This window comes from Pantoea sp. X-Soil-ISGK-355, assembly GCF_059730805.1.
The window spans coordinates 1,504,172-1,519,203 of record NZ_AP035971.1; the positions used below are offsets into that span (position 1 = coordinate 1,504,172).

Sequence of the window (15,032 nt, forward strand, 5' to 3'; positions counted from 1 at the left end):
AGGTATGGCGTCAGACGCCAGGCCGGGGAATAATAAAAATAACTGCATTTTACAGGGAATTTTCATGACCGAAGCGTTTGAGCTCTCGCAGCGATCAGAACAGACCAGCTGGCTGGAAACACGGCTGGAGCCTCAGTGCCAGCGCCACCCAGGGCTGAGCGGTGTCCATCAGTTGAGCGACGGGCTGGATGCCTTTGCTGCCCGTTATCTGCTGATGCAGAAAGCGGAGCGGTCACTCGATATTCAGTATTACATCTGGCAAAACGATCTCTCTGGCCGGCTGCTGTTCAGCGCCGTACTGGAGGCAGCCCGACGCGGCGTAAAGGTACGGCTGTTGCTGGATGATAATAATACGCCGGGCCTGGACGAGACGCTGGCCCAGCTTAATCGCCATCCCAATATTGAGGTCCGGCTGTTTAACCCATTCTCGTTTCGCACCCTGCGAGCGCTGGGCTATCTCACCGATTTTGCCCGTCTGAACCGCCGCATGCACAACAAGAGCTTTACGGTGGATGGCGTGACGACCGTGGTTGGCGGGCGCAATGTCGGCGACGAATATTTCGGCACCGGTAATGAACCGCTGTTTGCCGATCTCGACGTGATGGCGATTGGCCCGGTGGTGAAAGAGGTGGCAGAGGATTTTGAGCGCTACTGGCACAGTAAGCCGGTGTCCCCGCTGCAGAAGGTGCTGGATGATGAGGCGCCGGATGAGGACAGTGTGAGTCTGCCAGCAGAATGGGGTCACAGTGAGCCGGTTCAGCGCTATCTGAAGCGGCTGGAAAATTCATCGCTGCTGCAGGAGCTGGAAGAGGGGACGCTGGCGCTGACCTGGGCAAAAGCACGCCTGCTGAGTGACGATCCGCGTAAAGGGCTGGGTAAAGCGCGCGCCAGAAGCCTGCTGCCGCAGCGGATGCTGGAGGTCATTGGCACGCCGCAGGAGCAGTTCGATATCATCTCTGCCTACTTTGTGCCAACTCGTGCAGGCGTCGCCCAGTTGCTGGCGCTGAAGCGCAAAGGGGTGAAAATTGCCATTCTGACCAACTCGCTGGCGGCCAACGATGTGTCGATTGTTCATGCCGGTTACGCCAAATGGCGCAAGAAATTGCTGCGCCATGGCATTGCGCTCTATGAGCTAAAACCACAGGCGAACGTCCCTGAAGCCCCGCACGATCGGGGATTAACCGGTAACTCTGGCTCCAGCCTGCATGCCAAAACCTTTTCGGTGGATCAACAGACGCTGTTTATCGGCTCGTTTAACTTCGATCCCCGTTCAGCGGTGCTGAATACGGAAATGGGACTGGTGATTGAGAGTGCGGCGCTGGCCGGAGAAACGCATCAGCGCTTCAGTCAGTCGATGCGCGATCGGGCATGGACGCTGCGGCTGGATAAGTGGGGACGGGTAAACTGGCTGGAGTATCCGGATGAGCCGCAGCAGATCGTGCATAAACACGAGCCGGGCTGCTCCTGGTGGCAACGGCTGCAGGTGCGGTTAGTGTGGCGACTGCCGATTGAATGGCTGCTGTAAGCTGTAACTTACCTGGGTACAGGCTCTGGCTCAGAAAGCATACGCCTTCCGCAAAGACGCAAAACCCGCCATCCCTGGCGGGCTCAGCGCGGGCCGTACCTGGCCCGGTATGCTTTGCTGCGGGCGTATGCGCCCATCGCTGTTGAACTCTTTAGCTGTCTGCGGCTAAAACCATAAATGGCTGAACCATCTTATTTACGCTCAAACTTCCCCGAGAACAGGAACCGCAGCAGCGGGATGCGCAGGTGAATCTCATACAGCAGAAATGCGATGCCAAACACCATCAACAGGCCAACGAAGAAGCCCAGCGTGTTGTTTTCGATGCGCGGCGTGACATAAATGCCATACAGCAGCGTCAGCGGATGGTGCACCAGATAGATAAACAGTGATGCATTGACCAGATACATGATGCGCGGTGAATGCGCGTTAAGCAGTTTGTGACCAAAGCAGAAGCAGACGTTCAGCATGCAAAGTCCCATTAGCGTCGTGATGATTGCATCCAGCTCATATAACCAGCCATCGCCGCTGCTCAGACGCTGATTGGTACAGTAGGCGACAAACATCAACACCGCGCCAATCCACATCACGGGATTAAACCGCACAAACAGCTGCTTCAGTGGTGGATGCTTCCACGCCAGCGCCCCGAGCATAAAGAACGGCAGATAGAAAAGTGTCTGCATCACGATGATATTGAACAAACCATCCATCAGCCAGGCGGGCTGGAACAGAAACACCAGACGGCGAAACACGCACCAGACCAGCGCCCACGCCAGTACGCCAGCGGTCAGTGCACCCCAGCCAACCCGCGTGTAATCAATGGTGCGATGCTGATCGCGCAACCAGCGGAACGTCACCATGCCCAGCGTGGTCAGCATCACCAGTACTACCAGGAACCACAGGTGTGAAATCAGTTCCCACATCAGGTTATTAAATTTCTCATACGGCGTGAAACGAGGCCAGTCAGCCAGTTTATCTGTCCACGCTTTCAGCATGAAAAATTGCGGCAGCGTGAGCAGTGGAACGGCGGTGAGAAGCGGTATCCCCACGCGTTCCAGACGCACCTTCAGGAAACGTCGTGGCTGATAGCGCAGATACAGCATGTAGGAGAAGTAGCCCGAGATGACAAAAAAGACCTGCATACGAAACGCATGAATAAAATCATTCAGCAGCGTCAGCCATAATGAGGCCTCCTGGCTGTTTACTGCCCATTTCTGTGCTGAGTAGATGAGGGAAACGTGAAACGGCACCCCCAGTAACATCAGATACGCGCGGATGGAGTCGAGGAAGTATTCACGTTCAGGTTTTACAGTACTCATAAAGTTCCAGTTCGTTAGTACGTTTGGCCAGTTTCACCCTGAAACCGGATTATGCTCGGGCAAAATTCTACCTGGGATAAACCGGGTATACTATCAGTGGAATCCGTAGTGTCTAATTGTCCTAAAAGTAGCGTTAAGCCTGACGAAATGCGGGAACAATGTTGCGCATAAGCTGTCGGAAAACCGAATAATCCTTTAAGATAAACGGGTTTGATTTAAGCACACGAAAGGGGGGGATGTGCTGACTAAAGAAAAAAATAAAGCCGGACTGATGAAGGTACGCTGGATTGGTACTGCAGTTCTGCTGGCGTTGTACGCTAATAACAGTTGGGCGTTTAATATCGATGATGTTGCAAAACAAGCCAAAGCGTTGGCAGGGAAAAGCTTCGAAGCGCCTAAAAGCAATTTACCCTCTCAATTTCGTGAAATGAAATTTGCTGATTATCAGCAGATCCAGTTTAACCACGATAAAGCGTATTGGGGCAAACTGCGCACGCCATTCAAGCTGGAGTTCTATCATCAGGGCATGTACTTCGATACCCCGGTGCAGATTAACGAAGTGACCGCCAGCGCGGTGCGCGAGATTAAATACAACCCCGATTATTTTAATTTCGGTAATGTAAAACATGACGCGGATGCGGTGAAAAACCTCGGTTTTGCCGGTTTCAAAGTCCTTTATCCACTGAACAACAAGGGTAAAAACGATGAGATCGCCAGCTTCCTGGGTGCCAGCTACTTCCGGGTGATCGGTGCCGGTCAGGTTTATGGCCTGTCGGCGCGTGGACTGGCTATTGATACGGCGCTGCCGTCCGGTGAAGAGTTCCCGCGTTTCAAAGAGTTCTGGATTCAGCGTCCTAAACCACAGGACAAACAGCTGGTGATCTATGCACTGCTCGATTCGCCGCGCGCGGCGGGTGCGTATCGCTTTGTGCTGCATCCGGGTGAAGCGTCAACCGTTGATGTGCAGTCAAAAGTTTACCTGCGTGATAACGTTGGCAAACTGGGTATTGCACCGCTGACCAGTATGTTCCTGTTCGGGCAGAACCAGCCATCTACGGTGAACAACTTCCGTCCGGCTCTGCACGATTCTGACGGTCTCTCCATCCACAATGGCAACGGGGAGTGGATTTGGCGTCCGCTGAATAACCCGCGTCATCTGGCGGTGAGCACCTATACTATCGAGAATCCAAAAGGCTTTGGTCTGCTGCAGCGCGGGCGTGACTTTAACAACTATCAGGATCTTGATGACCGCTATGATCTGCGTCCAAGCGGCTGGGTTGAGCCAATCGGCGACTGGGGTAAAGGCCGGGTCGAACTGGTTGAAATCCCGACGGCCGACGAAACCAACGACAACATTGTTGCGTTCTGGACGCCAGAGACGCTGCCAGAGCCTGGCAAAGAGATGAACTTCAAATATCGTCTGCACTTCTCACGCGATGAAAACCAGCTGCACTCCGACGATACGGCCTGGGTCAAAAACACCCTCCGTTCAGCGGGTGACGTGAAGCAGTCTAATCTCGTGCGTCAGCCGGATGGCACCGTGGCTTTCACCATCGACTTCGTGGGTAAAGACATGAGTAAGATGGCGGAAAACAGCCAGGTGGCACCGCAGGTCAGCGTCGGCAAAAATGCTGATGTGGTCGAGCAGAGCGTACGTTATAACCCGGTCACCAAAGGCTGGCGTCTGGTGTTGCGTCTGCGTGTAAAGGATGCCAAACAGTCCACCGAAATGCGTGCGGCCCTGGTCAGCGGCGACAAGACATTGACGGAAACCTGGAGCTATCAGTTACCTGCCAATGAATAAATCCACTTTTACACCTCAACGTTATGTGGAATCTCTGCCGCTGGATGCGGCAGGGAAGGCCCGCCTGAGCGTCTCATTGCAGAATGCCAGCGAGTTCCACTTCATCCATGATGCGCTGGGCAGGGATGTCGCAGCCAGTGATCGTCCCGACGATGCGCCGTTAAAATCGGTCTCATCGCGGGTCGAAATGGCCTGGCCCGATTCGCTGGCCGACGGCCAGCAGTTGGGTAAAGATTATCTCGACCGTACCACGCTGAAAGCGATGCCGAAGGTTAAACGCTCACTGATGTTCCCGGAAGCCTGGCGTACCAACCCGGTTGCCCGTGCCTGGGACTCACTGCGTGGTCATAAATCGGTGCCGCGTTATGCCAATGCGGAAGAGCAGCGTGCCGAAGAGAAGTGGCGTCATGTCGGTTCGATTCGCCGCTATATCCTGCTGATCCTGACCATTTTCCAGACCGTGGTCGCCACCTGGTACATGAAAAGTATTCTGCCCTATCAGGGCTGGACGCTGCTGGACCCGATGGAGATGATCAATCAGAACTGGCAGCAGTCAGTGATGCAGATCCTGCCCTATGTGTTGCAGACCGGCATCCTGTTCCTGTTCGCTATCCTGTTCTGCTGGGTTTCAGCCGGTTTCTGGACCGCCCTGATGGGCTTCCTGCAACTCTTGATTGGCCGTGACAAATACAGTATTTCGTACTCAACGGTCGGAGATGAGCCGCTTAATCCGGAACATCGTACCGCGCTGATTATGCCGATCTGTAATGAAGACGTTGAGCGTGTCTATGCGGGTCTGCGTGCAACCTGGGAGTCTGTGGTTCGCACCGGTAACGCTGAACATTTCGATGTCTACATCCTCAGTGACAGCTACGATGCGGATATCGCCATTGCCGAGCAGAAAGCCTGGATGGAACTGGTGCGGGATGTTGGCGGGGCGGGCAAGATCTTCTATCGCCGTCGTCGTCGTCGTGTGAAGCGTAAAAGCGGTAACATCGATGACTTCTGCCGTCGCTGGGGCAGCAACTACAGCTACATGGTCGTACTGGATGCCGATAGCGTCATGAGCGGTGAGTGTCTGACCGGTCTGGTGCGCATGATGGATGCGAATCCGAATGCCGGTATCATCCAGTCGTCGCCGAAAGCCTCGGGTATGGATACGCTCTATGCGCGCTGTCAGCAGTTCGCAACCCGCGTCTACGGTCCGTTGTTTACTGCCGGTCTGCACTTCTGGCAGTTGGGCGAGTCTCACTACTGGGGTCACAACGCCATTATCCGCGTGAAACCCTTTATTGAGCACTGTGCGCTGGCCCCGTTACCGGGTGAAGGCTCTTTTGCCGGTTCAATCATGTCACATGACTTCGTTGAAGCCGCGCTGATGCGTCGTGCCGGCTGGGGCGTCTGGATTGCCTATGACCTGCCGGGTTCCTATGAAGAGCTGCCACCGAACCTGCTGGATGAGCTGAAGCGTGACCGTCGATGGTGTCACGGCAACCTGATGAACTTCCGCCTGTTCCTGGTAAAAGGGATGCACCCGGTTCACCGTGCGGTGTTCCTGACCGGCGTCATGTCTTACCTGTCGGCTCCGCTGTGGTTTATGTTCCTGGCGCTCTCCACTGCCTTACAGGTGGTGCATACGTTGATGGAACCGACCTACTTCCTGCAACCGCGGCAGCTGTTCCCGGTCTGGCCGCAGTGGCGTCCTGAGCTGGCGATAGCGCTCTTCTCGACCACGATGGTGCTGCTATTCCTGCCAAAGATGCTGAGTGTGGTGTTGATCTGGTTTAAAGGATCGAAAGCCTACGGTGGGCCGCTGCGCCTGCTGGCATCACTGGTGCTGGAAACGCTGTTCTCGGTGCTGCTGGCACCGGTGCGCATGCTGTTCCATACGGTGTTTGTGGTCAGTGCCTTCCTGGGCTGGGAAGTGGTCTGGAACTCACCGCAGCGTGATGACGATGCCACGCCGTGGAGCGAGGCGTTTAAACGTCACGGTTCGCAGATGGCATTGGGTCTGGTATGGGCAATTGGTATGGGACTGCTGGATCTCAACTTCCTGTGGTGGCTGGCTCCTATTGTTTTCTCACTGATCCTGTCGCCGTTTGTTTCGGTGATGTCGAGCCGCGCAACATTGGGCCTTAAGAGCAAGAAAGCCAAACTGTTTCTGATCCCGGAAGAGTACTCGCCGCCGCAGGAGCTGGTCGATACCGATCGCTATGTGCTGCTGAACCGCGAACGTGCGCTGGAAAATGGCTTTATGCATGCCCTGTTCCATCCCGCCTTTAACGCGCTGGCAACGGCACTGGCGACATCACGTCATAAGCAGAGTCAGTTACTGGACTATGCCCGCGATCGACGTGTAGATCAGGCGCTGAGCGATGCTCCGGACAAACTGGGTCGCGAGCAGCGTTTGCAGTTGATCAGCGATCCGGTGGTGCTGGCCCGTGTTCATACCCGACTGTGGGAAAATGCGGACAAGTATCATCAGTGGGTAGAGAGTTATCAGAAACTCACGCTTAACCCTCACGCGCTGGCAAAAAACGCGTAATCTGAAAAAGCGGCAGCGATGCCGCTTTTTTTATCGGATTAAAACAGCATCAGGATGATAAATTGAGTGCTGGCCGTCACCGCAGGCAGCGTGTGACGATTTCAAAGGCTGTTCAGGGCGGATATCAGTGGTGAAAGGGTTATTTAAGACAGGCGTTATCGTTGCGGCTGTGCTCTGCTTAAGCGGATGCGGCAGTATTATCAGCCGTACCGTGCCCGGACAGGGGCACGGTAATCAGTATTATCCCGGCGTGCAGTGGGACGTGCGTGACAGCGGGTGGCGGGTACTGACCATCCTTGATCTGCCGCTGTCACTGGTGATGGACACCCTATTATTACCGGTGGATGCCAGTCACGGTCCTTACGAATAACTGCGATCGGAGTCGCTGTTATCATCCTCCCACTCTTGTGCCGCAGCTTCACCCTCTTCGGTGTCAAGCGGCGGCTCCAGCTGGAATTCGCCATCATCCCACTCATGCAGCGTATTTTCCGCTAACCACTCCTGACGCAGCTCCACTTCATCAAAGTCAGCATCAAAAATAGCCTGCGCACCTTCGCCACTGCGGAAAGGCAGACATTCACCCGCATCACCTTCATCTGCCAGGAACTCAGCCTGCCACATGATATCGCCATCCTGCATCACATATTTTTGCAGACCAAACTGACCGATTGAAGCTTCTTCTTCATCCACTTCAGGGTTGTTAGCGAGGAACTCCTCACGTGCAGCATCAATCGCTTCCTCTAACGTACTGTACATGCTCATCGCTCTTCTCCTTACGGGTTCATTAACTACGGATTGTTTTGATTTCAGTGAAGGATAGACGAAATCTGAGGGAGGGAAAGGGCAGGGCGGTGCAACTGGCGGGAAATAAGCCATTTTCCGCCAGCCAGGATCAGATCATCTTTTGCGGAAAGTGCAGGACGGGTTGAACAGACTCATGAATCACCGGTGCTGAGTAGCGGATACAACATTTTATACAGGGCTTCACTTTCTTAAAATTAATTCTGGCGATCGAAAGTGCCTGACTCAGATTATATAATGTGCCGATAAATATCAGCTCGTCTTTATCAGGCAAGCGTTTGCACCCCTTTCGATGGAGAAAATGATAATTGTCCTGATCGGTGCCGATAGTAACGTAATAGTAGAGACCTTTGTTCATATAATCTGTCCCGTTAGAGGTTGCTGTGTATTGTCTTTTTTATAGTTTTGGCCAGGTCTGTTAAAGGTCTGACTGTTACAAATGAAATTACCGATAATCACAAACGACTTCAAATTCCATAACGATCTATCAGTATGTTAAAAAAATAAAAAATGGAATATAAGCCAGATTTACTGAGTAATCGATTGTAAAATCAGTTAATTTTTATCGATTCATAAGCGCAGAGATATCATTAAGGCCGGCTAAATAGGATTAGGCCTGGCATGCGGAATAAATAGCGCCAAATAAAACTAAACAGAGATCGCTGCAATATTAATTAATAAAAAGCTAAAGTGAGCGTTCAGCGGTCTGCGGTGAATTAATTGGTTAGCGATTTTAACGGTAAACAGAAATAAATTATATTCCGGTTATAGTCCCATACTCCTCGCTGGCCCTGAAATATGACTGAAAGGATTCTTCTGTGCTGAGTGACTGATTTATTTAGCAGGATGTCGGGTCAGAAACGCGCTAAATGTCAGGTGAACATTTAGCGCGAACTGATTAATAACGTGAAGGCTCGCCTTCAGGGCGTGTTTTAAAGCGGCGGTGGAGCCACATGTACTGTTCGGGAGCCAGCAGGACGCCCTCTTCGACCACTTTATTCATCCTGGCGGCGGTCACTTCATCGCTTTCCAGCGTAAATTCGGCGCTGATGTCAGGCAGTATCATCAGTTCATAACCACGGCCGTCGGGCAGACGACGCGGCACAAAGGGGATAACTGCCGGTTTACCGGTGCGGATCAGCAGATGCGTGCCCACTGTCGTGGCTGCTTTTTCTACAGCGAAAAAGGGCACAAAGACGCTGCTACGCGGGCCATAATCATGATCGGGTGCGTACCAGATGATGTCACCGTGCTTCAGTGCGCGGATCATGCCTTTGAGATCTTTACGATCGATCATGCTTTTATTTGACCGCATCCGGCCTTTTACCTGCAGCCAGTCGATCAGTTTATTGTCATTGGGGCGATAGACACCAATGCCAGGATTATGGATGCCAAACATGCGTGCACCAATCTCCAGCGTCAGAAAGTGCATGCCGATGAGCAGCACGCCACGCTGACTATCTCGCGCCTGCTGGATATGCTCCAGACCCGAAGGCTTATGCCATTTGTTGATGCGCCAGTCTGGCCAGAACCACGCCATACCGGTCTCAATCAATCCCATACCGACTGATTCAAAATTGTGCTTAACCATCGCTTCGCGTTCGTTAACCGGCATATCAGGAAATGTTAATTCCAGATTACGTCGGGCGATACTGACGCGTCGCGTCATAAAACGCATCCCAATACGACCAATATTGCAGCCGAGCACATAAAGCAGGGGATAAGGAAGTAGCACCAAAAGATAAAGAGAAGCGACACCCAGCCAGGTCAGCCAATAGCGCGGGTGAAGCAGTTCTCGTGAAAACTGAGGCAACTGAGTCATGTGAAGAGTAATTTTCCTGCGTCGCGCACCATGCAGTGCTGATATCTCATTGATTTACGCTATTGTGCCAGTTTTTATCGTGCGTATAAATATCACTGACAGAACGGACGACTGCAGGCTGCTGTTAAATAGCCAGATAGTGCCGGAAAAAACAGCAACCCGCGCCTGATTCCGAGACTGGTCTTTGCATCCCGGTGAAATCAGGTATCATGTGCCCGCTAAATTTCTCCTATTGATAACAGGAAAGAACACCATGCCAGTGTTACATAACCTCGTTTCCAATAAAGAGCTGAAGGCGCGCATGCTGGCTGAAACTGAGCCGCGCACCACAGTCTCTTTTTATAAATATTTCCAGATTGCCGACCCTAAAGCTTTCCGCGACGCGCTCTACCTTGGCCTGACGTCACTCAAGGTCTTTGGCCGCGTCTATGTCGCGCACGAAGGTATTAATGCACAGATCAGCGTGCCCGCCAGCCAGTATGAAAAGATGAAAGAGTGGCTGTATGGCTTTGATCCGGCGCTGAACAACCTGCGAATGAATATTGCGCTGGATGATGATGGAAAATCATTCTGGGTATTGCGCCTTAAAGTGCGCGATCGCATTGTTGCGGACGGTATCGATGACGCCAGTTTTGATGCCAGCGACGTAGGTCAGTATCTGAAAGCGGCCGAGGTTAACGCCATGCTGGACGATCCTGATGCCCTGTTCGTTGATATGCGTAACCACTATGAATATGAAGTGGGCCGCTTCGATAATGCGCTGGAAGTGCCTGCTGACACCTTCCGCGATCAGCTGCCGATGGCGGTTGATATGCTGCAGGATCAGAAAGACAAAAAGATCGTAATGTACTGCACCGGCGGGATCCGCTGTGAAAAGGCGAGCGCCTGGATGCGGCATAACGGCTTCGAGGATGTTTACCACATTGAAGGCGGTATCATCGAGTATGCCCGGCGCGCCCGTGAACAGGGATTACCGGTTCGCTTCAAAGGCAAAAATTTTGTGTTTGATGAGCGGATGGGTGAACGGATCTCTGACGACGTGCTATCGAACTGTCATCAGTGCGGCGAGCCCTGTGATACCCATGTCAATTGCGTCAATGACGGCTGTCATCTGCTATTTATCCAGTGCAAAAGCTGCGCAGAGAAATTTGAGAACTGCTGTAGCCCGATCTGTCAGGAAGAGGCGAAACTCTCACCGGAGGAGCAGCGCGCTCGTCGGGCTGGACGCGAGAATGGCAACAAGATCTTTAACAAGTCGCGTGGCCTGTTAAACATGACCATTCCGTCACCAGTGAAGAAATAATCGTGGCCGCCTGAAGTCAGCTTCAGGCGGCTTGCTGTGTTACTGGCGCACACCTTCAACCGAGATCATCAGCTCCACTTTCTGCGAAGCTGGCCCCAGATCTTTGGTAATGTTAAAATCTTTCAGTGTAATTTCGCCTTCGGCTTCAAAGCCAGCGCGGTAGCCGCCCCACGGGTCTTTGCCTTCACCCAGCATTTTTGCCTCCAGCGTCACCGGCTTAGTCACGCCATTCAGCGTGAGATCGCCGGTAATCATCAGCTCATCACCCTCTTTCTTTACTGCTGTGGATTTGAAGGTGGCCTGCGGGTTTTTGCTGCTGTTCAGGAAGTCAGCGCTACGCAGGTGCTTGTCACGTTCCGCGTGATTGGTATCGACGCTGCTGGTGTTAATGGTCACGTCAACTTTATCTGCTGCCGGGTTCTTCTCATCGAAGGTGAAGCTGCCGTCAAAATCTTTGAAGGTGCCGTAGAGCCAGCTGTAACCCAGGTGCTGAATGCGGAACTGGATAAAGGCGTGCTGGCCCTCTTTATCAATCTTATAGTCTGCGGCACCCGCAGTCATTGAGCCGAGCAGCAGGCTGGCACCGGTCATCGCCAGCAGGGTCTTCTTAAACATATTATTTATCCTTTTCAGAGGGGAAGGGGAGACGTAAACCTGACATCCGTTTTAGGGTGATATCGCGATCGATAACATGATGCTTTAGCGCAGCCAGACCATGCAGTACCGACAGGACCACAACCGTCCAGGCCAGCCAGAGATGAATGTCGCCTGCCAGGTCTGCCTGTTCGCCTGCGCCGCTGAACAGCGCGGGCAGCGTAAACCAGTTAAATACGGAGATGGGCTTGCCATCGGCGGTGGAGATCAGATAGCCACTGATCAGAATGGCCAGCAGCAGGGTATAAAGGAGCAGGTGCGCCACTACTGAACTGATGCGCACCAGCGGGGAATAGCTGCTCAGCGGCTTTGGCGGTGGGGAAATAACGCGCCATAGCAGGCGAATGATCAGCGTCAGCAACAGAATGACGCCAATACTTTTATGGATTTCCGGCGCGTCGTGATACCAGCTATCGTAATAGCCAAGACCAACCATCCAGAGTCCTAGCGCAAACATGGCATAAATCGCCAGCGCCATTGACCAGTGCAGTAGCACAGCAACCAATCCAAACTGATGGGGTGTATTACGTAATAACATAATGTGGGTTTCATAAAGAAATAATCTGAAATAAGCATCCACATTATGAAATATAAAAGCAATCGTCCTTACGCTTCTATAAATTTTAATTTCCAGGATGAAAAGGTTGAATAAAACTGCAGCGAGATGAGCAATATTACTGAATGAGATATTTCTGGCGGGAGAGTCGTCAACGTTAAATGGCGGCAATTAACCATATGGGCGAAATAAACACTATCATTATGTCAGGAAAATTCAGTTTTCGTCAGATTATGTCAGCCGGGTGGCATCAGACTGATGCCACCCGTTATCAGAGTCAGAAACGCGAGAGGCGGAAGCGGGACAAATCAAAGGAGAACGGTTTTTGCTGTGCGAATTCCGCAGCAAGCTCGCCTAAAACGCTGGCAAATTTAAACCCATGTCCGCTGAGTCCGGTGATGACCATGCGGTCGGGTTCACCCGGCAGGGTATCGATAATAAAGTCTTCGTCCGGACTGAAATCGTAGCTGCAGGCTTCGCCATGCAGACAGACGCCGACACCAGGTAAAAACTGACGGAGAAAACCAAAGGCCTCACTGCCGTCCGCCGCTACCGTGCCAAAAGGTTTACGATCTTCAGGCTGCTGCATCAGCTGACCGCCATCATGGCGACCTACCTTCAGTGCGTTGTTATCCGCCGGGAAGCCGTAAAACTGGCTGCCATCTGCCATCTCAACCGTAAAGCCGGGGAACTGATTATTCTCGCTGTAGCGGCCATCTGCCTGATACCAGGCAAATACCTTGCGGGTAGGGGCGACCGGCAGGCCAGGAATTAATTTGCCGACCCAGGTGCCAGCGCTTATCAGCATTTTGCGTCCCCGATAGATACCATCCAGGGTGGTGACCTGCTGCAGGTCGCCATCACGACCAATCTCAGAGACCGGGCAGTTAAACAGCTGCGCACAGCCCGCCTGTTCCGCCAGCTGGATCCAGCTGCGAACCGCCTGTTCACATTTCAGAAAGCCGGACTGCGGCTCAAATATGCCCAGATAACCCTCTGGCACGTTGATTTGCGGCCAGCGCTTTCGCACTTCATCAGGCTGCATCACCTCGATATTGAGCTGCCAGCGGGTCGCACTGTCGATAACGTTCCGGATAAAGGGGGAGTGGTCAGGAGCAAGGTTAAGTACGCCGCTGCGATGCATGATGCGCTCACCGGCGCGCTGTTCCAGCTCATCCCACAGCGTCTGCGCCCGCAGAACCAGCGGAACATAATGTTCGCCTTCACCATAGGCGTGACGAATCAGCCGGCTCTCACCATGATGCGTTCCCTGATTGTGAGGAGGATGGGCGCTGTCAATCATTAATACCGATAAACCTGCCTGGGTAGCATAGTAGCCAGCCGCCGCGCCCACTGAACCACTGCCGACGACGATAAGATCATAAATCATGATAACGACACTCTAAGAGTCAGATAATCAAAAGCATACCAGAAACAGAAACGAAAAAGGCACCCCTGAGGGCGCCTCTTTGATGCGGCAGAAATTAATGCTTATTAAGAAGTCGTTCTGGTTGCTCAGCTGATTCTATCTTGGCGATGCCCGCTTCGAGGATCGAGATAAACTGCCTTGCCACATCCGTTGTCAGCCAGTAGGTCGGGCCAACATCCGCTTCTTCTTCTTTTTGATCCTGCGACGACAGCGAGTGCAGGCGGATCATCATGGCATCATAGCTATCAACGGTACTGATGTCCCAGCCCACCAGAGGATGGGTCTGGATAACGTCTTTTCTTCTGTCCATTATAACCTCCTTATTACTCGTTAAACGAAGTGCATGATGAGGTTCAATGCGGCTTTTTTATTGCGATAGCGGAACAATTATAACAGTAAACCTGGGTATCACTGTTTAAAAAATGCCGTGAACCAGCTTCTCATAGAATATTTGCGTTTGAAAGGAGGGCGTTGAAAAATAAAATGCCTGACGGGCAGGCATTTTTATCACTGTTCAATGGGCATGTAAAAGCGGGTTAGCCACGTGAGCGGGCTTAAAGTGTCGGGGTTTCCGGCACGATGCCACCGCCACGTTTTTGCAGTGTTTCTGCAAGACGGGCAAAGTGCTGCTGGAGCTGCTCATCATGGTTTTGATTTTGGGCTTCCAGCGACAGATTGTGCACCAGCAACTGACTGGCACGATCGTCAAGACAGAAAATCAGACTGGAAAAGGCATTTTCCAGCACCGTTAAACGACGCTTCTGATCACCAATCAGTGCTAACAACTCACCAAAGGTCATCGCCTCTTCCGGTTTATCAGTAGTCATGGTGTCGCACCTCCTGTTATGCGTGACGAGCGCAAGGATAGGGCATTGATCATTAAGAGTCTAGATGCAGAGAGGGGGAAGTGCGAGAGGGGAGAAAAGATAAAAAAACCGGGTGGCGACACCCGGAAAAAAGCACAGTGGCGGTTAATCAGTAATGAACCAGTCGTCAGCGCTTTCCCACGTCTGCTGCAGGATTTCGCTGATCTGGTCGCGCGTCTCTTTTCCACCGCCCAGCACGCTGAGATTGTTGGCACTGGCGTAACGTACCTTGACGTGATTGGTCGAGTCAGGGAACTGTTCGTCGATGCGGCGCGATAATTCATCGCTTAACGCTTCAATCGCGCCAGCAGGAAGAGGTCGGGTATTGGATACGGTAATTTCAACGCGCATAATAGCCTCCGGTTAAGATGCTGTATATATTTACAGTATCAATGAGCCGGAGGCAAGCAA

At 52.5% G+C, this 15,032-nt stretch carries 15 protein-coding genes; 5 read left to right on the forward strand and 10 right to left on the reverse strand.

Features of this window, described 5'->3' with window-relative positions; translation table 11 throughout:
- Positions 1-64 precede the first annotated feature (64 nt).
- Positions 65-1,525: a phospholipase D family protein gene (locus tag AC6I8J_RS06860; RefSeq protein WP_497825196.1), complete on the forward strand. Its 1,461-nt coding sequence runs from the start codon at positions 65-67 to the stop codon at positions 1,523-1,525.
- Between the two features lie 191 nt (positions 1,526-1,716).
- Here AC6I8J_RS06860 and mdoC read toward each other — a convergent pair whose 3' ends face one another.
- Positions 1,717-2,841 (reverse strand): glucans biosynthesis protein MdoC, encoded by a 1,125-nt coding sequence (gene mdoC, locus AC6I8J_RS06865; RefSeq protein WP_161733823.1) that lies wholly within the window; start codon positions 2,839-2,841, stop codon positions 1,717-1,719.
- Positions 2,842-3,109: 268 nt separating this feature from the next.
- On the opposite strand from mdoC, the gene AC6I8J_RS06870 reads away from it, so the two are divergent.
- The 3 genes from AC6I8J_RS06870 (at position 3,110) to AC6I8J_RS06880 (ending at position 7,560) form a co-directional block, all read left to right on the forward strand.
- Positions 3,110-4,645 (forward strand): glucan biosynthesis protein G, encoded by a 1,536-nt coding sequence (locus AC6I8J_RS06870; RefSeq protein WP_190285891.1) that lies wholly within the window; start codon positions 3,110-3,112, stop codon positions 4,643-4,645.
- Positions 4,638-7,190, forward strand: a complete 2,553-nt coding sequence (gene mdoH, locus AC6I8J_RS06875; protein WP_161733821.1) for a glucans biosynthesis glucosyltransferase MdoH — start codon at positions 4,638-4,640, stop codon at positions 7,188-7,190. Before AC6I8J_RS06870 ends, mdoH begins: the two co-directional genes overlap by 8 nt.
- A 157-nt stretch (positions 7,191-7,347) precedes the next feature.
- Positions 7,348-7,560: a YceK/YidQ family lipoprotein gene (locus AC6I8J_RS06880; RefSeq protein WP_161733850.1), complete on the forward strand. Its 213-nt coding sequence runs from the start codon at positions 7,348-7,350 to the stop codon at positions 7,558-7,560.
- Here the strand turns inward: AC6I8J_RS06880 and AC6I8J_RS06885 are convergent.
- The 3 genes from AC6I8J_RS06885 to AC6I8J_RS06895 all read right to left on the reverse strand — a co-directional run bounded on the left by AC6I8J_RS06885 (position 7,551) and on the right by AC6I8J_RS06895 (position 9,813).
- Complete coding sequence (locus AC6I8J_RS06885) at positions 7,551-7,952, reverse strand: MysB family protein (RefSeq protein WP_013357421.1); 402 nt, start codon at positions 7,950-7,952, stop codon at positions 7,551-7,553. The two genes, AC6I8J_RS06880 and AC6I8J_RS06885, sit on opposite strands and share 10 nt — an antisense overlap.
- Positions 7,953-8,082: 130 nt before the next feature.
- On the reverse strand, positions 8,083-8,349 hold the full coding sequence (locus AC6I8J_RS06890; RefSeq protein WP_237566701.1) for a hypothetical protein: 267 nt from the start codon (positions 8,347-8,349) through the stop codon (positions 8,083-8,085).
- Positions 8,350-8,889: 540 nt separating this feature from the next.
- Positions 8,890-9,813, reverse strand: coding sequence for a Kdo(2)-lipid IV(A) acyltransferase (locus AC6I8J_RS06895; RefSeq protein ID WP_150009773.1), 924 nt, complete (start codon positions 9,811-9,813; stop codon positions 8,890-8,892).
- Positions 9,814-10,066: 253 nt separating this feature from the next.
- Here AC6I8J_RS06895 and trhO point away from each other — a divergent pair, with 253 nt between their 5' ends.
- Positions 10,067-11,116, forward strand: a complete 1,050-nt coding sequence (gene trhO, locus AC6I8J_RS06900; protein WP_150009771.1) for an oxygen-dependent tRNA uridine(34) hydroxylase TrhO — start codon at positions 10,067-10,069, stop codon at positions 11,114-11,116.
- A gap of 39 nt (positions 11,117-11,155) precedes the next feature.
- Here trhO and AC6I8J_RS06905 read toward each other — a convergent pair whose 3' ends face one another.
- From AC6I8J_RS06905 to dinI, 6 genes are all read right to left on the reverse strand, one after another.
- Positions 11,156-11,731, reverse strand: a complete 576-nt coding sequence (locus AC6I8J_RS06905; RefSeq protein WP_161733819.1) for a YceI family protein — start codon at positions 11,729-11,731, stop codon at positions 11,156-11,158.
- A gap of 1 nt (position 11,732) precedes the next feature.
- Complete coding sequence (locus AC6I8J_RS06910) at positions 11,733-12,308, reverse strand: cytochrome b (RefSeq protein ID WP_161733817.1); 576 nt, start codon at positions 12,306-12,308, stop codon at positions 11,733-11,735.
- Between the two features lie 295 nt (positions 12,309-12,603).
- Complete coding sequence (gene solA, locus AC6I8J_RS06915; RefSeq protein ID WP_161733815.1) at positions 12,604-13,716, reverse strand: N-methyl-L-tryptophan oxidase; 1,113 nt, start codon at positions 13,714-13,716, stop codon at positions 12,604-12,606.
- 94 nt (positions 13,717-13,810) lie between these two features.
- Positions 13,811-14,065 (reverse strand): biofilm formation regulator BssS, encoded by a 255-nt coding sequence (bssS, locus tag AC6I8J_RS06920; RefSeq protein ID WP_013357427.1) that lies wholly within the window; start codon positions 14,063-14,065, stop codon positions 13,811-13,813.
- A 244-nt stretch (positions 14,066-14,309) separates the two neighbouring features.
- The gene (locus AC6I8J_RS06925; protein WP_150009763.1) at positions 14,310-14,582 is read right to left on the reverse strand and encodes a hypothetical protein; all 273 of its coding nucleotides are present in this window, start codon (positions 14,580-14,582) and stop codon (positions 14,310-14,312) included.
- Between the two features lie 144 nt (positions 14,583-14,726).
- Positions 14,727-14,972: a DNA damage-inducible protein I gene (gene dinI, locus AC6I8J_RS06930; RefSeq protein ID WP_003849907.1), complete on the reverse strand. Its 246-nt coding sequence runs from the start codon at positions 14,970-14,972 to the stop codon at positions 14,727-14,729.
- Positions 14,973-15,032 lie beyond the last annotated feature (60 nt).